This is a genomic window from Hydrogenophaga sp. 5NK40-0174, assembly GCF_040372165.1.
In the GTDB taxonomy this organism is placed as follows: domain Bacteria; phylum Pseudomonadota; class Gammaproteobacteria; order Burkholderiales; family Burkholderiaceae_C; genus Hydrogenophaga.
Genome location: NZ_BAABWG010000003.1, coordinates 751,976 through 771,738, shown reverse-complemented (window position 1 = coordinate 771,738; position 19,763 = coordinate 751,976). Strand labels below are relative to the sequence as shown.

Sequence of the window (19,763 nt, the reverse complement as noted above, 5' to 3'; positions counted from 1 at the left end):
GCAAATTTCCTCTAAAAGAACAAAGCCCGTGTTTGTTTAACGTCTCCGGCAAAGGTTCGTCACGGGCAACAAACCAACCCCGCAGGGCTGCCGAAGACAAATGGAGAGGAGCCACGCCCGAAGGCGCGGCTCCTGGTGATCACTTGGCGCGCGCTGCGACGATGGCTTCCTGCACGTTGCGAGGAGCTTCGCTGTAGTGCTTGAATTCCATCGTGTAGGTAGCACGACCTTGCGACATGGAGCGCAGCGTGGTGGAGTAACCGAACATCTCGGACAGTGGCACCTCGGCCTTGATGGCCTTGCCGCCGCCAACCATGTCTTCCATGCCCTGGACCATGCCACGGCGGGAAGAGAGGTCACCCATCACGTTACCTGCGTACTCTTCAGGCGTTTCGACTTCCACGGCCATCATGGGCTCGAGGATGACGGGCTGAGCCTTGCGGCAGCCTTCCTTGAAGCCGAAGATGGCAGCCATCTTGAAGGCCTGCTCGGAAGAGTCCACGTCGTGGTACGAACCGAAGTGCAGCGTGACTTTGACGTCCACAACCGGGTAGCCAGCCAGAACACCGGTGTTCAGTGCTTCTTCCACACCCTTGCCAACGGCAGGGATGTATTCGCGAGGCACCACACCACCCTTGATGGCGTCGACAAACTCGAAGCCCTTGCCGGCTTCCTGTGGCTCGATCTTGAAGACCACGTGGCCGTATTGGCCCTTACCACCGGACTGGCGAACGAACTTGCCTTCGGCTTCTTCCACGGTGCCACGAATGGTTTCGCGGTAGGCCACCTGTGGCTTGCCGATGTTGGCCTCGACGTTGAACTCGCGCTTCATGCGGTCAACGATGATCTCGAGGTGCAGCTCGCCCATGCCGGAGATGATGGTCTGGCCGGATTCTTCGTCGGTCTGAACGCGGAAAGAAGGATCTTCTGCAGCCAGACGGCCCAGTGCCAGACCCATTTTTTCCTGGTCGGCCTTGGACTTTGGCTCCACCGCCTGGGAAATCACAGGCTCAGGGAAGACCATCTTCTCGAGCGTGATGATGGCGGACGGATCGCACAGGGTTTCACCGGTGGTCACTTCCTTCAGGCCCACGCAGGCGGCGATGTCGCCAGCGCGAATTTCTTCGACTTCCTGACGGGTGTTGGCGTGCATCTGAACGATACGGCCGATACGCTCTTTCTTGCCCTTGATCGGGTTGTAGACGGTATCGCCCTTCTTGAGGACGCCGGAATACACACGGACAAAGGTCAGCTGACCCACGAACGGATCGGTCATCAGCTTGAATGCCAGAGCGGAAACCTTCTCGCCGTCGTCGGCCTTGCGGGTCACTTCCTTTTCGTCTTCGTCGGTGCCACCCACTGGAGGGATGTCCACCGGGGAAGGCAGGAAGTCGATCACGGCGTCCAGCATGCGCTGCACACCCTTGTTCTTGAAAGCGGTGCCGCACAGCATTGGCTGGATTTCAACAGCGATGGTGCGGGTGCGGATGCCCAGCTTGATGTCGTCCTCGGAGAGATCACCCTCTTCCAGGTACTTGTTCATCAACTCTTCGTTGGCTTCAGCAGCGGCTTCCACCATTTTCTCGCGCCACTCGGCAGCCTGGTCGGCCAGCTCGGCAGGAATGTCGACGTAGTCGAACTTGGTGCCGTGGGTTTCCTCGTCCCAGATGATGGCTTTCATCTTGATGAGGTCGACCACGCCCTTGAAGTTCTCTTCTGCGCCGATTGGAATGACCACGGGCACAGGGTTGCCCTTCAGGCGCAGTTTGATCTGGTCAACGACCTTGAAGAAGTTGGCACCGGTACGGTCCATCTTGTTCACGAAGGCCAGACGTGGCACCTTGTACTTGTTGGCTTGACGCCAGACAGTTTCGGACTGAGGCTGAACACCGCCCACTGCGCAGTAGACCATGCAGGCGCCGTCGAGCACGCGCATGGAACGCTCCACCTCGATGGTGAAGTCCACGTGGCCGGGGGTGTCAATGATGTTGAAGCGGTGCTCAGGGTAGTTGAGCTCCATGCCTTTCCAGAAGCAGGTGGTGGCAGCGGAGGTAATCGTGATGCCACGCTCCTGTTCCTGCTCCATCCAGTCCATGGTGGCGGCGCCGTCGTGCACTTCACCGATCTTGTGGTTCACACCCGTGTAGAACAGGATGCGCTCGGTGGTCGTGGTCTTGCCGGCGTCGATGTGCGCCGAGATACCGATGTTGCGGTAGCGCTCAAGAGGCGTGGTACGTGCCATGGTGATTCCTTGGTAGATGTACGGCACGCCCGGTGCAGGATGTAACGGCCAAACGGCCAAGCCCCGCCGAGGCGGGGCACACCCAACAACAGGCGTTGAGACGAAAAATTAGAAACGGAAGTGGCTGAAGGCGCGGTTGGCTTCGGCCATGCGGTGCACTTCGTCGCGGCGCTTCATGGCGCCGCCACGACCTTCGGTGGCCTCCATCAGCTCGTTGGCCAGGCGCTGGGCCATGGACTTCTCGCTGCGCTTCTTGGCCGCTTCCTTGATCCAGCGCATGGACAGAGCCAGACGACGGATGGGACGAACCTCAACTGGCACCTGGTAGTTGGCACCACCGACGCGGCGGGACTTGACCTCGACCATCGGCTTGACGTTGTTGATGGCGGTGGTGAACACCTCGAGCGGGTCCTTGCCGGACTTTTGCTCGATCTGGTCGAGGGCACCGTACACGATGCGCTCGGCTACTGCTTTCTTGCCGCCGAACATGATCACGTTCATGAATTTGGCGAGCTCGACATTGCCGAACTTTGGATCCGGCAGGATTTCACGTTTAGGGACTTCGCGACGACGTGGCATTGTTTACCTCTATTTGCTTCAGTTGGCGTCTTTCGACACCTCGAGGGACATTGGGAACCCTCACTTACTCGACCCGTCCGACTGACGGAACCTGGGTCACTTCGTTTGCACCGCCAGCCAGACGGCAACAAACCCCGAATGTGTTGATGAAAATTAGGCTTTCTTGGGACGCTTGGCACCGTACTTGGAGCGCGCCTGCTTGCGGTCTTTCACGCCTTGCAGGTCCAGCGAACCACGGACGATGTGGTAGCGAACACCGGGAAGGTCTTTCACACGGCCGCCACGAACCAGCACAACGCTGTGTTCCTGGAGGTTGTGGCCTTCACCGCCGATGTAGGAGATGACTTCGAATCCGTTGGTCAGGCGAACCTTGGCGACCTTACGCAGAGCGGAGTTTGGCTTCTTGGGCGTCGTGGTGTACACACGGGTGCACACGCCACGACGCTGCGGGCAGTTTTCCATGGCCGGGCTCTTCGAAGCGATCTTTTCGACCGCACGACCCTGGCGCACGAGTTGGTTGATGGTTGGCATAAAAACCTCTTTGCTTAACGTCCCTAAACGTTAGAAAAAATGCGAAAAAAGAAATCCCTTCGGAAAATTCCGAAAAGCCCTCTACTGTATCACTTGTGCTGCAGCCGCACAATAGCTGCGAATGCACGGCGACGAATGGCAGAAAAGTGAGTAAACGCTGTCAGCCAGACGCCCGCGTTCAAATGGTTGCCGCACCTGAACTTACTGAATCCAGAGGCGCAGTGCGTCCCAGGCGCGGCCAAAGACGCCCGACTCTTCGACGGTCTCGAGCACTTGCAGTGGAATCTCTGTCACTGGCGTACCGTCACCCAGCTTGACGCGCAGGGTTCCCAGCATCTGCCCCTTTTGCAAGGGCGCCACCAGGGGATCCGGACGCGCCACCTCGGTCTTGAGACTGGCCCCCTCGCCCGCCGGGACGCTGACCACCACCCCTTCGGTCAACCCCAGGTTGACGGTATCGGACTTGCCTTTCCAGACACGCGGCGTCGATGCCGGCTGCCCCGGGCCAAACAGGCGCACGGCGTCATAAGCGGTGTAGCCCCAGTTCAGCAGTTTCTGACTCTCAGCCGCCCGGGCATTTTCGCTGGCTGCGCCCAGCAGCACGCTCAGCAAGCGGCGCTTGTTTTCGGCCCCTGCGCCCAGTGAAGGCACCTCCCGTGCGGCCGTGGCCACCAGGCAGTAGCCCGCCGCGCTGGTGTGGCCCGTCTTGAGGCCATCGACCGTGGGGTCGCGAAACAACAGCATGTTGCGGTTGGTGTCGTTGGCTGCCGGCGTGCCGGGGTAGCGGTAGCGCTGAATGGCGTAGAAGCCGACGTACTCCGGAAAGTCCTTCATGAGCCTGAGCGAGAGCTTGACCAGATCCCGGGCAGAGGTGATGTGTCCCGGAGCTGTCAGGCCTTCCGGGTTCTTGTAGCTGGTGTCGCTCATGCCAAGCACTTTGGCCTGCTCGTTCATCAGGCCCACAAAGCGCTCGACACTGCCGCCAACCCCTTCGGCCAGCGCCACCGTGGCGTCGTTTCCGGACTGGACGATCATGCCCTTGAGCAGGTCTTCCACCGGAATCTGCATCTTGGGCTCGATGAACATGCGGGAGCCCGGCATCTTCCAGGCCCGCTCGCTGACCTCGAAGGTCTGGTCGAGCTTGATCTTGCCCGATCGCAGCGCATCGAACACGATGTACGCGGTCATCAGCTTGGTCAGGGAGGCGGGCTCGACCAGCTTGTCCGGGTCACGGGAGGCCAGAACCTGACCCGAGGTGACATCGATCAGCATGTAGGCCTTGGCCGCCACTTCCGGCGGCTGCGGCACCACGGCATGGACCTGCAGACTGACGAACAAGGTTGCCAATGCAACCGCTAACCATTTCTTGAACAAGACGGTTCCTTTTGAACGGATGAAATTGTTTGAAAAGCGCCAGACACGCCGACTGGCCTCATGAAAAGCCAGGGCTGACCGGCATGCTCATGCCCTCAGGTGACGAGCGACCACTGCCTTGAGCAGGTTCAGCTGACCGTGAAAGAAATGACCGACATCGGGCACCACCAGCACGGGCAATGACTGCGAACGGGCCCAGTCCATGGTACTGGAGAGTTCGACCACGTCGTCGCGCTCGCCGTGAATGATCAGCGTGCGCTCGTGGAGTTCCTCGGGAATGTCCGCCACATCGAAGCGGCTGGTCGCCGGCCCCACCAGTACCACCTGGCCGATCGCGCGATGTGTGTGCAGTCGCTCGATGACATGACTGGTGACGAAAGCCCCGAAAGAGAAGCCCGCCAGGACGAGGGGACCTTCGGCGGCGCAGGCATTGATCACGGCCAGCATGTCGTCGATCTCGCCACGCCCCTCATCGTACTCGCCAGCGCTGGCGCCCACACCCCGGAAATTGAAACGAACTGCTTTCAATCCCTCTGCAACAGCGGCCCTGGCGATCGTCTGGACGACCTTGTTGTCCATGGTGCCGCCATACACCGGGTGCGGGTGAGCGATCACGGCGGTGGCGCGGGCGGCTCCGTCCGGCGAATCCAAAGCAACTTCAATGCTGCCTGCCGGGCCTGCGACCGTGCGCTTCTCCGTATGGGCTCTCATCGGCCCACGTCTGGTGGCGTGACCAGACGATCGACTACTTTGCCGTCTCGAAGATGGGAGGTGACGATTTCGTCGATATCGGACTCGTCGACAAAGGTGTACCAGACCGCTTCCGGGTAGACCACGGCGATCGGGCCTCCGGCACAGCGATCGAGGCATCCCGCCTTGTTGACACGCACCTTCCCTTTGCCAAGCAGGCCCATGGATTTGGCCTGGGATTTGCAGCGGTCAAACGCCTCCTGGGCGCGGTGATCCGCACAACAGGCTTCGCCATTGGCGCGCTGATTGAGGCAAAAGAAGATATGACGCTCGTAATACGAGGCGTTTTGCGGATGGGTGTCTTTGTCAGCCATGTGCCGATTGTAGGAGTTCAGGCTCGCGGCGCCCCCGGACGCCCCAGCAAGAACACACCAAAGACAAGGGCAACGAACGGCCAGAGCGCGCCCAGCCACTGGGAGAGACCGTAGAACCGGATGAAGCGGCCTTGCTCCCAGACTTCCACGCTCTGCGCCAGGTAAGGGCTGAATCCTGCCTGGTTGATGAGGCTGAGCGTGACAGCCAGCGCCAGCAACATGAAGACAATAGCCAGACGACGCCCGGCAGCCAACGCCCCCATGGACAACAGCCAGGCCATGGCAAAACCCAGCAACGCAGGCGGCGACAGCCAGGACCATGCATGCTCCGGACCAAGACTCAATGCCGTGGACAGGCTCACCGCTGCCAGCCCGAGGGCCAGCACCACGTGCGCGAACACCAGCCGGCGCCAGACGCTGGGAATGTCGGCATATCCCAGGCACACGGGGACCCACAGCCCCAGGCCGACGCAGATGGATTCGGTCATCTGGCTCATCTGCGCGCCCACCGGCGCAGCCGGCAGCCACGCCAGAAACGGCGTTCCCGCCAGCATGTCGGCCAACCCCGCTTCGATGCGTCGCGCCACCTGCCCGAGCGCGAACGGAATCGAGGTCGGATAGAGCAAGGCAACGGGCCACAAGGCGAGCAGGATCAGCGATGCGCGGGCCGTTGGATGGAACCAGGCTGCACGAAACGCAGACCAGCGCTGCAAGCCTCCCATGCGCTCGAGCAGCATGGCAGTGAATGCCCCCATGGTGCCGCCAGCTGCATTCAGGCCCAGATCCACATTGGACGGAACCCGCATGGGGAGAAAGTTCTGCGTGGTCTCAATCAGAAGCGAATAGACCGCCGGCGCCAGCAGTGCCAGCGCCACACCCCCACGGCCGACGCGATCTCGCATGGCGCCCAACGCCAGCAAAAAGCCCAGCGGGGCATAGCCCAGGAGGTTGGCGACGAGATCGAAGCCCGTCCAGTAGCGCGGCCAAGGCAGCCAAAGGTAGGACAAGGGGTCCAGCTGCGGATGCAGGCGCCAGCCACTGAACGGATACAGGCTGGCGTAGGCGATCAGCAAGGCGAACAATGCCGCCAGTGCCCATGAGGAAGTTCGCTGCACCATGACGACGGTGATGCCGCTGCCCCGCAGCCTCAGAAAGGCTTGATGACCACCAGCAGGACCGCCACCACCATGAGGATCACCGGGGCTTCATTGAACCAGCGAAACCAGACGTGGGACCGGCGGTTTTCGCTGCGCTCAAATTTCTTGAGCAGCAGCCAGCAGGCGTGGTGGTAGCCAAGGAGCAGGACCACCACCAGCAGTTTGGCGTGCATCCAGCCATTGCCGGAGCCCGTGCCGATGCCATATCCCAGCCACAGCCAAAGGCCCAGTCCCAGGGCCGGCACTGCCAGCATGGTCATGAAGCGAAAGAGCTTCTTCGACATGAGCAGCAGGCGCTGACGCTCGGCTTCGCTCCCCGGCGGAACCATGGCCAGATTGACGAAGATGCGCGGCAAATAGAACAGGCCAGCGAACCAGCTGGCAATGAAGACGATGTGAAAGGCTTTGACCCAGAGCATGCGGGCAGTGTAGCGGCAGTCTGGGCCTGCTCAAGGGAAAGTGTGTGCGTGAAGCGGTGCCGTGCATCCCGGCGATACGAGGAAGTACCAAATGCGCAGGCAAAAAAAGACCCGACCCCAGGGGGGTCGGGTTTCAAGCCTTTTTGCTGTCACACACTAAGGCACCCGCTCAGGGAGGAAAAGCGGGGAGCGTCTCCAAACGGATAGCTCAGGACGGATGTTACAGCATATTTTGTGATCTGTGCACACCCAACCTGTCAGATCTGACAGGGTGTAAAACCAGTGTTTTCATTTTCCGTGTTATTGGGAAATATTTCACATCACTTTGGCTAGCTCGAACATCACGGCTGTGCCCAAAGCCTCGCGGATATTGCCTCTCCCGACTTTTGCCATCGAGAATTCGCCAAATCCGGACATATCGAACGAGCTGTCGTCCGGTGAAATTTCTACAAACGGAAACTCGAAAACTTCCTTCAACAGCTCATCACGGAAGCGATTGAAGGCGTCACCCTTGAGTTCGGCATCCAGAACAATAAGATTAGGCATTCGTGAATGGATGGCATCGCGTGCCTGCTCGAAGTCCATGACGCTGTCCGAGGTGATACCGATTTCGCGCAGGGCTTCACGCACATCGGAGCGGATCTGCAGGCTCGGTGAAATGGTCAGCACATAGTTGCCGGCCAGCGACTTGAACATGGAAGACTGGTCATCCCCCAGGTCAATGGCAGAAATGCCATCCACCGCCTGCACGGTGCGCTGGAACATGGCGGTCACCACCATGAAGTCACCCTTGATCTCGCGCTTGAGTTCGATGCCCCCACCCGTCTGGGCGATCTGGCGCAGCAGCATCCAGCTGAGATTGTCGTAGTTGTGGTCGGACGACGGTGGCGTGCCGTCGTTGGAGACGCGCACCATGAAGCGGGCATGCTGAGGCCAGTCGTTGAGGTCGATGCGCACGTCGACCCGGTCTCCATATGGCAGCGCCCAGTCGAGCAGCGTGTTGACAAACGTGTGTGCCACGGTCGGGTCGATCAGCACTTCGATCGGTTTGAGCTTGCGCCGCAGGGCAATGCCCAGAATGGCGAGCTCGCGCTTGCGATCCTGCAACACACCCTCGACCAGGTCGGCCATGTTCACTTTCTCGTGCGACTGGCGGATCTTGCCGCTGTAGAAACGGACCACCTGCTGGGCACTGACGCCCGCGAGCTTGAGGCGCTCGGCAGTCACCGTCAGCGAGCGATGCTCGTTTCGGCCGAGTTTTCCTTTTTGCACCAGTTGGTCGAGCTGGTGTTGCAAGAAGCTGATGCTCTCGGTGACCTGTTCGGAAAAGCCGGAAACGAGCTCGGGCCAATGCTGGTCCAGCGTCCAGTTGTCCGCGTCAGAGGTGGAGGTTTTGTTCTGTTGTGTAGGCATGTCGTATCTCGCGGTTTGTCAGAAGCGGCTGTGTGACTACAGACAGCCGGCTGCCTTTGCAGTGGAAGCTCTCAAAGTGGCGCAAGCGCAGGTTTGCTCCGACTCGGACTGCGCAAACAAATACCATCGTCTTACTGCCACGGGGTTGAGTTCAACACATTCCGGGCGCATTTTCAATCTGTTGCATATCATCACACCCAGCCGTGGGCATGACAATCGACCGTACGTCCAACCATGCCTGCAATTGAGGACATTCACACGAGCTCCCTGTCAGCCCTGACAAAATACGACCATGCAAACGCCTGCCCCGTTCCCCCTCTCCCGCCCCCGCCGCCTTCGGCGTGACACTTTCACACGCGATCTGGTCCGCGAACACCGGCTGTCACCAGCGGACTTTATTTACCCGGTCTTTGTGCTGGATGGAGAAAAGCGCCAGGAAGCGGTGGCATCCATGCCGGGCGTGGAGCGCCTGAGCCTGGACTTGCTGCTACCCGTGGCAGAAGACTGCGTGAAGCTGGGCATTCCAGTCATGGCCCTGTTTCCTGTGATCGACCAGTCGCTGAAGACTCCGGACGGACAGGAGGCGACCAACCCGGACGGTTTGGTGCCACGGGTGGTACGTGCGTTGAAACAACGTTTTCCGCAGCTGGGAGTGATGACCGACGTGGCGCTGGATCCCTACACCAGCCACGGCCAGGATGGCGTACTCGACGAGTCCAACTACATCCTGAATGACCCGACGGTAGAGATTCTGGTGCGCCAAGCCCAGACGCAAGCCGAGGCTGGCGTGGACATTGTGGCGCCGAGCGACATGATGGATGGCCGCATCGGCGCCATCCGGCAGGCACTGGAAGCCAGCGGCCAAGTCAACACCCGCATCATGGGCTACAGCGCCAAGTACGCCAGCGCCTTCTACGGCCCGTTCCGCGATGCGGTGGGCTCGGCAGCCAACCTGGGCAAGGCCGACAAGAAGGTCTACCAGATGGACCCGGGCAACAGCGACGAAGCCCTGCGCGAAGTGGCGCTGGACATCGCCGAGGGCGCCGACATGGTGATGGTCAAGCCTGGCATGCCGTATCTGGATATCGTGCGGCGCGTGAAAGATGAGTTCCGCATGCCGACCTTTGCCTACCAGGTCAGTGGCGAATACGCGATGCTCAAGGCGGCGGCGCAAAACGGCTGGCTCGACCATGACGCCGTGATGATGGAGAGCCTGCTGGCTTTCAAGCGGGCAGGCGCCGATGGCATCCTGACCTATTTTTCCCGTGACGCAGCCCGGCTGCTGCGCGACGCCTGACAACGCACACGGTCAACCAACATGCGGGTGTTCAAACTCGGCGGAGGCCAGATCCAGGAATCGGCAGATTTGCCTGAAGCCGTGCCGGACAATGGCTTTGTGTGGGTGGCGTGCGGACGCCGGGAACTGGAGGTGGAGCTTGAGGCGCTGCAGCAGTTCCTGCTTCGCAGTTGCGGCACCACACTGCTGGAGCCCCATGTAGCGGACTTGCTCAACGGGCATCTGCCATCCACCTTCGACTACACATCCGAGTACGACGTGCTGGTGTTCAGACGGCTGGCCGCCAGCGATGGCGATACGGATCAGGTACTGGCCCCCCGGGACCCTTCCGAGCTCCAGCGGCGTGGCGGCCCTCCGGTGCTTCGGCGCATCGACACCAGCCCGGTGGGTTTTGCGGTGTTCGACCGCGTGCTCATCAGCGTGCATCCCGCTGGCAGTGCGGTGCTCAACCAGTATGCCAATCGATTGCTCAACGCAGCCAACCACCCGACACGGGGCAACATCAACCAGATACCAACCAGCCCGGCGGACCTGATGCTGCGGCTGGTCAACCTGATGGTGGACGGCTATCTGGAGTTGCGGCGCGAGCTGACCAAGCAGCTCGACCATTGGCAATCGGAATTGCTCAAGGCCAACTCGCGTTTCAACAACTGGAAATCATTGCTGGATGCCCGCATCATTCTTCACCAGCTGATCGAGATCGGCGAAGACCAGCGTGCGGCCGTGCAGGACTGGATTGAATCGCTGGCCGGCTGGGAGGTGGTCGAGGGGCACAGCGAACACTTTGGTGGACACCGGGGGCTGGAACTGCTCAAGGTGCGCAGCCGTGATGTGCTGGAACACATCGAGCGCGTGATTCACCATGTGCACCGGCTGGAGCAAAGCGCCGAGACGGCGGTCCAGATGCACTTCTCGGCACAGAGCAACCGCACCAACGACATCATGCGAACGCTCACGTCCATCACAGCCATCTTCTTGCCGCTGAACCTGATTGCGGCTGTGTTCGGCATGAACTTCGATTTCCTGCCCTGGATTCACCAGCCCGAAGGGTTCTGGTGGGCTTTGGCCATCATGGGAATGATCAGCCTGATGCTCGGCGGCCTGTTCTGGCGCAAGCGGCTGCTCGCCAGAACCGGACGTTGACCGGCCTGGCTCTACAGATCAGATCAAGCGAGATGCTTTGCCCAGAAGGCCAGGGTGCGCTCGCGGGCCAGCTTGGCTGCTTCCGCGTTGTAGGCGCCGCGCTGGTCGCAATTGAAGCCGTGGTTGGCCTTGTAGACATGCACTTCCACGTCGGGGTGGCCCTGCCGGAAGGCTTCGACGGTGTCAAGCGTGATCCAGTGATCCTGATCGCCGAAATGTGACAGCACGGGCACCTGGGCCTGCATGGACAACTGTGGATCGACCGTCATGCCACCGCCGTAGTACGTGACCGCGGCAGCAAGCCCCTTGAGCTGACAGGCTGAACGCCAGGACAGCAAGCCGCCCCAGCAATAACCAACGATGCCCACCTTGCCGGCTGACGCCGCATGGTTGATGGCGGCCTGGATGTCCACCATCACCCCGGGTGGGGGAAGCTCTTCAACCGCCGTCTTGAGCCCGAAGCCGGTCTTCATGTCGTCTTCGCTGTAGCCCAGCTCGACGCCCTGCTTGGCACGATGAAAGGTCGAAGGGGCCACCACCAAGTAGCCATCGGCGGCATATCCATCGGCGACAGCGCGGATGTGCGAATTGACGCCAAAAATCTCCTGCAACACCACCAGGCCGCTTTTGGCAGGGCCAGATGGTTCCGCCACATAGGCCGGAAATGTGAAACCGTCGCTCGACGTCAGATCGACAAACTTGCCCATGCCTGTGACTCCTCTTGGCTGAAATGAAAAAGAACACACTGGGGAAATGACCCTGTGGCAGCAAGAGACTTTCCCTTGGCCAGGACGGGGGCGTCCAGTGCGCGACCCACCAACCGGCCGCGAATGCGATACCGTCGATGAAACAGTCCGAGAAACCATACATGATGTGGCCGGTCATTGACAGGCCAGCGCACAATCTCAACCGAATCATGGGGGTGACATGAACAAGGTCTTGCTCATCACCGGTGCCAGCCGGGGCATTGGGGCTGCCACTGCTTCCCTGGCAGCCAGGCACGGCTGGCGCGTGGCCGTGAACTACGCCGGGCGCGCTGACGCGGCTGCCGAGGTGGTCGCTGCCATCCGGGCAGCCGGTGGCGAAGCCGAAGGATTTCAGGCGAATGTAGCGGATGAAGCGCAGGTGCTGGCCATGTTTGAAGCCATCGACACCCGGTTCGGGCGCCTGGACGGCCTGGTCAACAACGCCGGTGTGGTGGATGTGTCTGCCCGGCTGGAAGACATGAGCGTTGAGCGCTGGCGAAGGATGTTCGACATCAACGTGATCGGCTCCATGCTGTGCGCCCGCGAAACGATCAAGCGCATGCGCCCTGCCCTGGGTGGGCACGGCGGTGCCATCGTGAACATATCGAGCGCAGCTTCGCGGCTGGGCTCGGGCGGGCAATATGTGGATTACGCAGCCTCCAAGGGAGCGATCGATTCGCTGACGATTGGCCTGGCGCGCGAACTGGCAGAGGACAACATCCGCGTCAATGCCGTTCGCCCAGGTCTGATCGAAACCGAGATTCATGCGTCGGGCGGATTGCCAGACCGGGTGAATGACCTGAAGCACCTGGTGCCCATGAAGCGCGGCGGTACTGCCGATGAAGTGGCCGAGGCGATTGTGTGGTTGCTCTCGGATGCCGCGAGTTATACGACGATGTCGTTGCTGGATGTGAGTGGTGGACGGTAGGGATGTTGGCCCCCACGCTAGTAAAGTTGGCCCCCACGCTAGGCCCCCACGCTCCGCCGTTTCACGGGTCGCTGCCCCCCAAGGGGGCTGATCCGGCTTGGGGCGGCCCGGCGCCGGATCGTGCGCATCTGCAAATGCCTCAGCAATAGACCAATCCAACAAGGAATTTCATGACAGCCACCACTCCTGAACAAAGCCCACACATCAAGATCTGGTGGGAAGACTTGGACGTTGGGCAGAAGCGCGACCTGGGCAGCATGTCGCCGACCAAGGAGGAGATCATTGCCTTTGCCAGTCAGTTCGACCCGCAGCCGTTTCACCTGGACGAGGAAGCGGGCAAGGCGTCGGTGTTTGGCGGGCTGAGTGCCAGCGGCTGGCACACTTGCGCGATGGCGATGCGGCTGATGGTGACGAACTTTCTGCACGAGACTTCGAGCCTGGGATCTCCGGGGCTGGAGGCGCTGAAATGGACCAAGCCGGTTTACCCGGGCGACGTGCTGCGTCTGCAGCACACCATCACGGAAAAGCGGCCCATGAGCAAACGACCGGATGTGGGGCTGGTACGCACCGTCTGGGAGATGTTCAACCAGAGGGACGAGAAGGTGCTGCACATGGAAGGCTATGGCATGTTCCGGCGGCGCGAGCCGGGCGCGAAACCGGGCGACCAGGCCTGAGACCGTGGTCTGACCGCCCGCCTGGCCTGGCAATGGCTCAACCGAAATTCAGGAACAGCTTGCTGTAGGGCTTCTTCAGGCCCTTGATGGCGTCTTTGATCGCCGCCCGGTCACCACTGGCGCTGGCCTGCCCCATATCGGCAACCGACTTCTGTACCGCGGCCAGGGCTTGCTCAAATGCCGCGTCCGATGAGAGCGCAGCAGGCGCCTTGGCTGCCAGTTGCGCAGCCAGGTAGGCGAGCACACCTGTCTGCGACTGTACCCGGGACAAGCCGTCCTCCGACTTGAGCCAGACGGGGCCCTCGACGATCATGTGCTCCATTTCGGCGTGGTATGCGTTCATGTGGTCGCTGAAGACGATCACCTGGTTGCGCTCGCGCAGTCCCGCCAGAAGGTCACGAATCCGCTCGAGTGTCTCGTGCGCCTGCCCCAGCTTTCCTTCCTGCACTTCGGCTTTGGCCTTGGCGTAAACACCCGAGACCGCCTTGAACGTACTGTCCACTTCGGGGTCTTTGTCATAGGGGGCCACCGGTTTGGCGCCGAAACGCTTGACCACCTTTGCCCATTGGGCCTGCCCCTGCTCTACCGCTTTGCCGGCCTCGGCTGCGGAGCCGCTGTTGGTGGCGAACAATGCAGCCCTGTAGGGCGCATAAGCGACTTGCATCGCATCGGTCATGGGATCGGCCGACCACACGGAGGGCGACGCCATCAGCAGCGCCATCGTGAATGACTTCCATTTCTTCATCTTTTTCACCTCAAGCCCGGGATGGGCGGCGGGACTGACGGCCGACGCCCCTGCGGCACGGCTTGCCTCCATCGTGGCGATCATACGCGCGGGAAGCGACAGCCCTCTGGCCGGCCGGCCCTCTTGGCCTCACAATGGCGGACATGGATTTCAAGCCTCTTGTGACTCTGCTGGCCGTGGTCAACCCGCTAGCCATCGTCCCCTTCTTCATTCACTACACCCAGGGCTTTTCGGTCGCTCAGCGACGCCGGACTGTAGTGGTCTCTGCCTTTTCGGCCTTTGTGGTGATTGCGACCAGCGCCTTGCTGGGTTTGCAGATTCTGTCTTTCTTCGGTATTTCGCTGGCCAGCTTTCAGGTCGGTGGCGGCATGTTGCTGCTGTCGTCGGCGCTGGCCATGCTGAGTTCCCGGCCGGCCGAGGTCAAGACCAATTCGAACGAGAACCTTGAGAACGTCGACGACTCGGACTCGCGCGTGTCGATTGCCGTGGTCCCGCTCACCATTCCGCTGCTCACCGGCCCGGCGACGATGTCGACCGTGGTGATCTTTGCCAACCAGGCCAAGACGGTGCTGCAGGAGGTCACTCTGGTCGGCTATGGGGTGGTGGTTGGCCTGGCGACAGCCTTGTGTTTTTCCATGGCCCGGCCCATCTCCCAGGCGCTGGGTCAGACGGGGATCAACGTGATGACGCGACTGATGGGGTTGATCCTGGCGGCCTTGGCAGTGGAGGTGATGGCCGGCGGCCTGACCAAGCTGTTCCCGGTTCTGGCTGGCGGGCGCTGACGCTGCGCGGGGCAGGCCGCTTCATCAGATACGAGAGGGCAGGTCGTTGCGCTGGTCGAAGCGCTGGGCGTGCTCCATCAGCAATTCACAGGTCAGGCGGATATGTGACTCCAGCGCCAGAGCGGCGCGGGCTTCCTGTCGCGCAACAGCTGCCTTGTAGATGTTGACGTGCTCGACATGCACGTCGCGGTGCAGTTTGGAGACGGCCCCCAGGCGAATGGCCACATGACGATAGCGCTCACCGTGCCGATACAGCACGCCGAGCAGGTGGTGCGTCCAGGCAGAGCCGCAGTTGGCGATAAGGGCGTGATGGAACCTCTGGTTGGCCTGCTCCCACAGGACGGGGTCGAGTCCGTTGTCATCGCATTCGATGACCCTGAGCTGCTCGAAGGCGGCGACCAGCTGTGCCTCCCAGCGGTCATCGCCATGGCGGATGCTCTGGCGCAAGGCATGCGTCTCGAGCATGACGCGGGTATCGGTCAGGTCGCGCAGGTCTTGCAGTGATATGCGGGCCACCCGATAGCCGCGCTGCCCCTCCATCGTGACCAGTGCATCAGAGAGCAGCAAGGCCAGCGCCTCGCGCAGTGTGCCGGCACCCACGCCATATTCCTGACGAAGATGCTCCACCTTCAGGCGTTCACCTGGCAGCCGTCCACCATGGATGATGTCGTGGCGCAGCGAACGGTAAGCGCGTTCGACCTGTGTGCGCGGGGTTTCTTCGTCTGCAGCCGGCGAGCTGCTGGCGCCTTGATCTGCCACAGGCAGATAGGCATTGAGGGTGGCGTCATCCGCACTCATGTGGCACCCTCCTGAGCGGGGTCAACACCAGCCGCAGCGCGCTTGAGGCGATAGGCCAGTTGTGCCCGCGTCAAACCCAGATGGCGTGCGGCGGCCGAGAGATTGCCGCCATGTCTGTCCACCGCAAGAGCAAGCACTCTGGATTCAAGCTCGGCGATGGGGGTGCCGCTCTCGATGATCTGCTCACACAGACTGTCATCGCCCGTTGGCTCGTGACGCGCCAGGCGACCTTGGGCATCGATCTCGTCATGGGCCGTGTCCGGGTGGTTGGGGAACAGGTGCTCCACCTCCACCATGCCACCTTGCGACGCCAGGATCACGCCACGTTCAATCAGATTCTCCAGTTCACGCACGTTGCCAGGCCATGGATGGTGGACGAGCGCCTGAATGGCACGGTCGCCGAAGCCGGCGACGCGCTTGTGGTGCACCGCTGCAAAGCGGGCGAGCAGGTGACGCGCCAGGGGCTCGATGTCGGCCGGTCGGTCGCGAAGCGGCGGAATGCAAATGGGGTACACATTGAGGCGGTAGAGCAGATCCTTGCGGAACGTGCCGCGCTCCACTGCCTTTTCCAGATCCACATTGGTGGCCGCCACCAGCCGCACATTCACCTTGCGGTGGGACTCTGCGCCCAGCCGCTCGATCTCGCCTTCCTGCAGCACACGCAGCAGTTTGGCCTGTGCAGGCAATGGCAGCTCGCCCACCTCGTCCAGAAACAGGGTGCCGCCATCGGCGCGCTCAAAGCGCCCGGAGCGCGTGGCGTGGGCGCCGGTGAACGCGCCTTTTTCCACACCAAAGAGTTCGGCCTCGATCAGCTCGGCCGGCAGAGCCGCGCAGTTCACCGCCACAAACGGTTTCTCGGCCCGATCCGACAACTCATGCAAGGCATGGGCAAAGCGCTCCTTGCCCACGCCGGTCTCGCCAGTGAGCAAAACCGTCACCTGTGTGGCCGCCGCACGCCGCAGCAAATCGTGGGCGCGCGCAAACGACGGCGATTGTCCCACCAGCATGCCACCGGACACGCGCGGTGCCAGCGATGTCTTGAGCGCCTCGACCTGCTGGTTCAAGGCCTCCATCTTTTCCAGCAAGGAGTCGTCTTCAAAATAGTGACGGTGGGCATCACCGTCCGGCCATTGGTCGATGGGCCGTCCAACGATATGGCAATGGCTGTCGCCACAAGCGGCGCAGCGGGTTTCCTTGAAAAGAATGAGCCGCCCCATGAACGCGCTGGTGTACCCACTGGCATAGCCCAGCAGCGTCCAGCAAGCTGGCTCTTCGGCAATGCCGAAGGCGAGCCGGTGCGCGTGCGCTTCCCACGAGTCGTCCCAGCGGAATTCGCCCAGGAACTCGCCGGCGTCCGCGTCGATCTCCATGCGCACGGGCGTCACACGTGCAGCGCCTTCGAGCATGTGCAGCTGTGGGCCCACCATGAACATGTCGTCCAGGCCTTTGCTGCCACGCGTCTTGGCCGCAAACCCGGCGTCATGAAAACCGCAGGCATAGCCCATGCGCGTGAGCAAGCGTCGCGCATGTTCCTTGCCCACGGAGTGGATCAAGTCCTGCCGCAATGCCGCCAGAGCTGCCGTGTGCAGCAGCACCATGCGCCGCTCACCCAGCCAGATGGCGCCGCTGTCGGGCTCAAACCGCAGCAGACGGCGCAAATCGCTGTCGCTGGGGTAGGTCAAGGATGCCCCCAATGTTGTCTCCGTGCTTGTCTCTGTATCGATGGACCGAGGCGGCCGCGAAGCTGCGTTGCGCGTCGCTGACGGGGAAGTGCCGCACCGGATTCTCGACATTCTGAAGACAGGTGACGTGCTTCGCAAGCGGAATTCTCCGCGGCTTGATCATTTCATCAAGCCCGTTCCGCACAGTTCACCAAATGAACATGTGCTCGATTCACCTCAGCGGTGACAACGGCTCACAAAGCGCGCCGATCCTCTGGAAAACCCTGAGACACACCGTCTCGCCTGGCGCTCATTTATCAGGGGAATCCCTGAAATATCGAGATTTTTTGCCCTCACGCCAGGTTCTGGCACGCCACCTGCGATGGGAAAGGGCCTGTTCGCACTATCTGTCCATGTGCTGAAGGCATGCGAACAGGCCCAATTTCACCGACAGGAGACACACCATGACATCCCCTTCAACTGAACCCTTCATGCCGCCCTGCGATGCATCGAAGCGTTTCGTGAAGGTGCTCGAACACATGCCGGACGGCCTGGTGAGCTTCGAGTTCGCCATTGGCTGGCCCGAGCTGTCGGTGGAACTGCTTCTGCCGCCACAAGCGTTTGAAGAGTTCTGCCGCGTCAACCGCGTTCAACGCCTGGACGACGAGCAGCTTCCACAGAATCACCAGCCGCAGCAACAACCGGCACAAGGCTGACCACACCGGGCTCACGCCTGGCATCACCCAGAGGAGACAGAGCGAATGAACATTGATTTGCAATCGCGCGAGATCACCCCCTTGCGCAACACCTATGCGCACGTGGCCGAGCACATCGGTGGCGACAAGGTGGCTTCACGCTACCAGGAAGCCACTTACGGCGCACAACCGTCGGCCAACTTTCAGTACCGGCCAACCTGGGACCCGAAGCACGAGCTGTTCGACCCCGCACGCAGCAAGGTGGTGCTGAAAGACTGGTATGCGCTCAAGGACCCGCGCCAGTTTTACTACGCCACCTGGACCATGACGCGTGCGCGCCAGCAGGACGGTGTCGAGTCCAACTTCGCCTTCGTGGAGAAGAAAGGTCTGGCCAGCATGATGAGCGACGAGCTGCGCGAGCAAGTGCTCAAGGTGCTGGTGCCGCTGCGTCACGCGGCCTGGGGCGCCAACATGAACAACGCGTCCATCTGCGCCTATGGCTATGGCACCGTGTTCACCGCACCGGCGATGTTCCACGCCATGGACAACCTGGGCGTCGCGCAATACCTCACCAAGCTCGGCCTCACGCTGGCGGAACCGTCTGTGCTGGACGACGCCAAGGCCGATTGGCTCGAAGCACCTGAATGGCAAGGTTTGCGCCGCCTGGTGGAAGACAGCCTGGTGGTGCAAGACCCGTTCGAGCTGTTCGTGGCACAAAACTTCGCGCTCGATGGTCAGCTCTACCCGCTGATCTACACCAGCTTCGTGGACGACCACGTGGCGCTGCAAGGCGGCACGGCGGTGGCCATGCTGACGTCCTTCATGCCCGAGTGGGCGGCCGAGACCTCCCGCTGGATCGATGCCGTGATCAAGACGGCTGCCGCAGAGTCAGACGAGAACCGCGCGCTGATTTCCGGCTGGGTTCGCGACTGGGGCGAGCGTGCAGAAGCGGCCCTCACGCCAGTGGCACAGCTCGCACTGGGCGACAAGGCCAAGGACGCCATTGGCGAAGCACGGCAGGCGCTGCAGGAGCGAGCCAAAAAAGCCGGGCTGGACATCGGCGCCTGAACGCCAACGCTCCTCCTGCCCCCACGCCCACACAGCAACAAACACATCGGAAGCACACGCACCACCATGTCCAACGTATTCATTGCCTTTCAGGCCAACGAAGAAGCCCGCCCTGTGGTGGACGCCATCGTGGCCGACAACCCCAACGCCGTGGTCTCCCACCCGACCGGTCTGGTGAAGATCGACGCGCCCAACAGTCTGACCATCAAGCGCGAAACCATTGAAGAGCAAACCGGCCAGCCGTATGACCTGCAGCAGATCCACGTGAACCTGGTGACGCTCTCGGGGCATATCGACGAGGACGACGATCAGCTCACGTTGAGCTGGAAGCACTAGGGAAACACCCCCTGCGGCACTGGATTCGGCTACACCCCCTGCGGCGCTTTGCGCCTTCCCCCTCTCTGGCCTTCGGCCGGAAGGGGACGCTCCCTTGGACCGGCAAAGCCG

At 61.5% G+C, this 19,763-nt stretch carries 21 protein-coding genes; 8 read left to right on the top strand and 13 right to left on the bottom strand.

Annotated features, from left to right (window positions below; genetic code table 11):
- Nucleotides 1-139: 139 nt before the first annotated feature.
- From fusA to ABWV89_RS13265, 9 genes are all read right to left on the bottom strand, one after another.
- Nucleotides 140-2,242, bottom strand: coding sequence for an elongation factor G (fusA, locus tag ABWV89_RS13305; protein WP_353397454.1), 2,103 nt, complete (start codon nucleotides 2,240-2,242; stop codon nucleotides 140-142).
- A gap of 108 nt (nucleotides 2,243-2,350) precedes the next feature.
- Entirely contained in the window at nucleotides 2,351-2,821 is a 471-nt protein-coding gene (gene rpsG / locus ABWV89_RS13300) for a 30S ribosomal protein S7 (RefSeq protein WP_353397451.1), read from the bottom strand.
- A 153-nt stretch (nucleotides 2,822-2,974) separates the two neighbouring features.
- Complete coding sequence (gene rpsL / locus ABWV89_RS13295; RefSeq protein ID WP_353397448.1) at nucleotides 2,975-3,352, bottom strand: 30S ribosomal protein S12; 378 nt, start codon at nucleotides 3,350-3,352, stop codon at nucleotides 2,975-2,977.
- Between the two features lie 201 nt (nucleotides 3,353-3,553).
- Nucleotides 3,554-4,699 carry a D-alanyl-D-alanine carboxypeptidase family protein gene (locus ABWV89_RS13290; protein WP_353397445.1) on the bottom strand — a complete coding sequence of 382 codons (1,146 nt, stop codon included), beginning with the start codon at nucleotides 4,697-4,699 and terminating at the stop codon, nucleotides 3,554-3,556.
- A 114-nt stretch (nucleotides 4,700-4,813) separates the two neighbouring features.
- Nucleotides 4,814-5,437, bottom strand: a complete 624-nt coding sequence (locus ABWV89_RS13285) for an alpha/beta hydrolase (RefSeq protein ID WP_353397443.1) — start codon at nucleotides 5,435-5,437, stop codon at nucleotides 4,814-4,816.
- Nucleotides 5,434-5,790 carry a (2Fe-2S) ferredoxin domain-containing protein gene (locus tag ABWV89_RS13280; RefSeq protein WP_353397440.1) on the bottom strand — a complete coding sequence of 119 codons (357 nt, stop codon included), beginning with the start codon at nucleotides 5,788-5,790 and terminating at the stop codon, nucleotides 5,434-5,436. Before ABWV89_RS13280 ends, ABWV89_RS13285 begins: the two co-directional genes overlap by 4 nt.
- Nucleotides 5,791-5,807: 17 nt before the next feature.
- Nucleotides 5,808-6,908, bottom strand: a complete 1,101-nt coding sequence (locus tag ABWV89_RS13275) for a VanZ family protein (protein ID WP_353397437.1) — start codon at nucleotides 6,906-6,908, stop codon at nucleotides 5,808-5,810.
- Between the two features lie 29 nt (nucleotides 6,909-6,937).
- Nucleotides 6,938-7,366 carry a CopD family protein gene (locus tag ABWV89_RS13270; RefSeq protein ID WP_353397434.1) on the bottom strand — a complete coding sequence of 143 codons (429 nt, stop codon included), beginning with the start codon at nucleotides 7,364-7,366 and terminating at the stop codon, nucleotides 6,938-6,940.
- Between the two features lie 315 nt (nucleotides 7,367-7,681).
- On the bottom strand, nucleotides 7,682-8,779 hold the full coding sequence (locus ABWV89_RS13265; protein WP_353397431.1) for a PleD family two-component system response regulator: 1,098 nt from the start codon (nucleotides 8,777-8,779) through the stop codon (nucleotides 7,682-7,684).
- A gap of 292 nt (nucleotides 8,780-9,071) precedes the next feature.
- Between ABWV89_RS13265 and hemB the strand changes: the two genes are divergently transcribed.
- A complete protein-coding gene (gene hemB, locus ABWV89_RS13260; protein ID WP_353397428.1) occupies nucleotides 9,072-10,076 on the top strand; it encodes a porphobilinogen synthase in 1,005 nt (334 codons plus the stop codon).
- Nucleotides 10,077-10,097: 21 nt separating this feature from the next.
- Nucleotides 10,098-11,219, top strand: a complete 1,122-nt coding sequence (locus tag ABWV89_RS13255; protein WP_353397425.1) for a magnesium transporter CorA family protein — start codon at nucleotides 10,098-10,100, stop codon at nucleotides 11,217-11,219.
- Nucleotides 11,220-11,242: 23 nt separating this feature from the next.
- Here ABWV89_RS13255 and ABWV89_RS13250 read toward each other — a convergent pair whose 3' ends face one another.
- The gene (locus tag ABWV89_RS13250) at nucleotides 11,243-11,926 is read right to left on the bottom strand and encodes a dienelactone hydrolase family protein (RefSeq protein WP_353397422.1); all 684 of its coding nucleotides are present in this window, start codon (nucleotides 11,924-11,926) and stop codon (nucleotides 11,243-11,245) included.
- Between the two features lie 220 nt (nucleotides 11,927-12,146).
- On the opposite strand from ABWV89_RS13250, the gene ABWV89_RS13245 reads away from it, so the two are divergent.
- Both ABWV89_RS13245 and ABWV89_RS13240 read left to right on the top strand, forming a co-directional pair.
- Nucleotides 12,147-12,893, top strand: coding sequence for an SDR family oxidoreductase (locus ABWV89_RS13245; protein ID WP_353397420.1), 747 nt, complete (start codon nucleotides 12,147-12,149; stop codon nucleotides 12,891-12,893).
- 170 nt (nucleotides 12,894-13,063) lie between these two features.
- Complete coding sequence (locus ABWV89_RS13240; protein WP_353397418.1) at nucleotides 13,064-13,567, top strand: MaoC family dehydratase; 504 nt, start codon at nucleotides 13,064-13,066, stop codon at nucleotides 13,565-13,567.
- Between the two features lie 37 nt (nucleotides 13,568-13,604).
- Here ABWV89_RS13240 and ABWV89_RS13235 read toward each other — a convergent pair whose 3' ends face one another.
- Entirely contained in the window at nucleotides 13,605-14,312 is a 708-nt protein-coding gene (locus tag ABWV89_RS13235) for a hypothetical protein (RefSeq protein ID WP_353397416.1), read from the bottom strand.
- Nucleotides 14,313-14,455: 143 nt separating this feature from the next.
- Between ABWV89_RS13235 and ABWV89_RS13230 the strand changes: the two genes are divergently transcribed.
- Nucleotides 14,456-15,094 (top strand): MarC family protein, encoded by a 639-nt coding sequence (locus ABWV89_RS13230; protein WP_353397414.1) that lies wholly within the window; start codon nucleotides 14,456-14,458, stop codon nucleotides 15,092-15,094.
- A 24-nt stretch (nucleotides 15,095-15,118) separates the two neighbouring features.
- On the opposite strand, the gene ABWV89_RS13225 is transcribed toward ABWV89_RS13230, so the two are convergent.
- Together ABWV89_RS13225 and ABWV89_RS13220 are read right to left on the bottom strand one after the other, a co-directional pair.
- Nucleotides 15,119-15,892 carry a GntR family transcriptional regulator gene (locus ABWV89_RS13225; RefSeq protein WP_353397412.1) on the bottom strand — a complete coding sequence of 258 codons (774 nt, stop codon included), beginning with the start codon at nucleotides 15,890-15,892 and terminating at the stop codon, nucleotides 15,119-15,121.
- Nucleotides 15,889-17,586, bottom strand: coding sequence for a sigma 54-interacting transcriptional regulator (locus ABWV89_RS13220; RefSeq protein WP_353397410.1), 1,698 nt, complete (start codon nucleotides 17,584-17,586; stop codon nucleotides 15,889-15,891). The genes ABWV89_RS13225 and ABWV89_RS13220 overlap by 4 nt, the downstream gene beginning before the upstream one ends.
- A gap of 431 nt (nucleotides 17,587-18,017) precedes the next feature.
- Between ABWV89_RS13220 and ABWV89_RS13215 the strand changes: the two genes are divergently transcribed.
- From ABWV89_RS13215 to ABWV89_RS13205, 3 genes are all read left to right on the top strand, one after another.
- Nucleotides 18,018-18,269: a phenol hydroxylase subunit gene (locus ABWV89_RS13215; RefSeq protein WP_353397409.1), complete on the top strand. Its 252-nt coding sequence runs from the start codon at nucleotides 18,018-18,020 to the stop codon at nucleotides 18,267-18,269.
- A 45-nt stretch (nucleotides 18,270-18,314) separates the two neighbouring features.
- Nucleotides 18,315-19,316, top strand: a complete 1,002-nt coding sequence (locus ABWV89_RS13210; protein WP_353397407.1) for an aromatic/alkene monooxygenase hydroxylase subunit beta — start codon at nucleotides 18,315-18,317, stop codon at nucleotides 19,314-19,316.
- Nucleotides 19,317-19,382: 66 nt separating this feature from the next.
- Complete coding sequence (locus tag ABWV89_RS13205; protein ID WP_353397406.1) at nucleotides 19,383-19,652, top strand: MmoB/DmpM family protein; 270 nt, start codon at nucleotides 19,383-19,385, stop codon at nucleotides 19,650-19,652.
- Nucleotides 19,653-19,763: the final 111 nt, after the last annotated feature.

Coding starts and splice junctions, on each gene's coding strand:
- fusA (WP_353397454.1), bottom strand. CDS start 2,242: ATGGCACGTACCACGCCTCTTGAGCGCTACCGCAACATCGGTATCTCG.
- rpsG (WP_353397451.1), bottom strand. CDS start 2,821: ATGCCACGTCGTCGCGAAGTCCCTAAACGTGAAATCCTGCCGGATCCA.
- rpsL (WP_353397448.1), bottom strand. CDS start 3,352: ATGCCAACCATCAACCAACTCGTGCGCCAGGGTCGTGCGGTCGAAAAG.
- ABWV89_RS13285 (WP_353397443.1), bottom strand. CDS start 5,437: ATGAGAGCCCATACGGAGAAGCGCACGGTCGCAGGCCCGGCAGGCAGC.
- ABWV89_RS13280 (WP_353397440.1), bottom strand. CDS start 5,790: ATGGCTGACAAAGACACCCATCCGCAAAACGCCTCGTATTACGAGCGT.
- ABWV89_RS13275 (WP_353397437.1), bottom strand. CDS start 6,908: ATGGTGCAGCGAACTTCCTCATGGGCACTGGCGGCATTGTTCGCCTTG.
- ABWV89_RS13270 (WP_353397434.1), bottom strand. CDS start 7,366: ATGCTCTGGGTCAAAGCCTTTCACATCGTCTTCATTGCCAGCTGGTTC.
- ABWV89_RS13265 (WP_353397431.1), bottom strand. CDS start 8,779: ATGCCTACACAACAGAACAAAACCTCCACCTCTGACGCGGACAACTGG.
- hemB (WP_353397428.1), top strand. CDS start 9,072: ATGCAAACGCCTGCCCCGTTCCCCCTCTCCCGCCCCCGCCGCCTTCGG.
- ABWV89_RS13255 (WP_353397425.1), top strand. CDS start 10,098: ATGCGGGTGTTCAAACTCGGCGGAGGCCAGATCCAGGAATCGGCAGAT.
- ABWV89_RS13250 (WP_353397422.1), bottom strand. CDS start 11,926: ATGGGCAAGTTTGTCGATCTGACGTCGAGCGACGGTTTCACATTTCCG.
- ABWV89_RS13245 (WP_353397420.1), top strand. CDS start 12,147: ATGAACAAGGTCTTGCTCATCACCGGTGCCAGCCGGGGCATTGGGGCT.
- ABWV89_RS13240 (WP_353397418.1), top strand. CDS start 13,064: ATGACAGCCACCACTCCTGAACAAAGCCCACACATCAAGATCTGGTGG.
- ABWV89_RS13235 (WP_353397416.1), bottom strand. CDS start 14,312: ATGAAGAAATGGAAGTCATTCACGATGGCGCTGCTGATGGCGTCGCCC.
- ABWV89_RS13230 (WP_353397414.1), top strand. CDS start 14,456: ATGGATTTCAAGCCTCTTGTGACTCTGCTGGCCGTGGTCAACCCGCTA.
- ABWV89_RS13225 (WP_353397412.1), bottom strand. CDS start 15,892: ATGAGTGCGGATGACGCCACCCTCAATGCCTATCTGCCTGTGGCAGAT.
- ABWV89_RS13215 (WP_353397409.1), top strand. CDS start 18,018: ATGACATCCCCTTCAACTGAACCCTTCATGCCGCCCTGCGATGCATCG.
- ABWV89_RS13210 (WP_353397407.1), top strand. CDS start 18,315: ATGAACATTGATTTGCAATCGCGCGAGATCACCCCCTTGCGCAACACC.
- ABWV89_RS13205 (WP_353397406.1), top strand. CDS start 19,383: ATGTCCAACGTATTCATTGCCTTTCAGGCCAACGAAGAAGCCCGCCCT.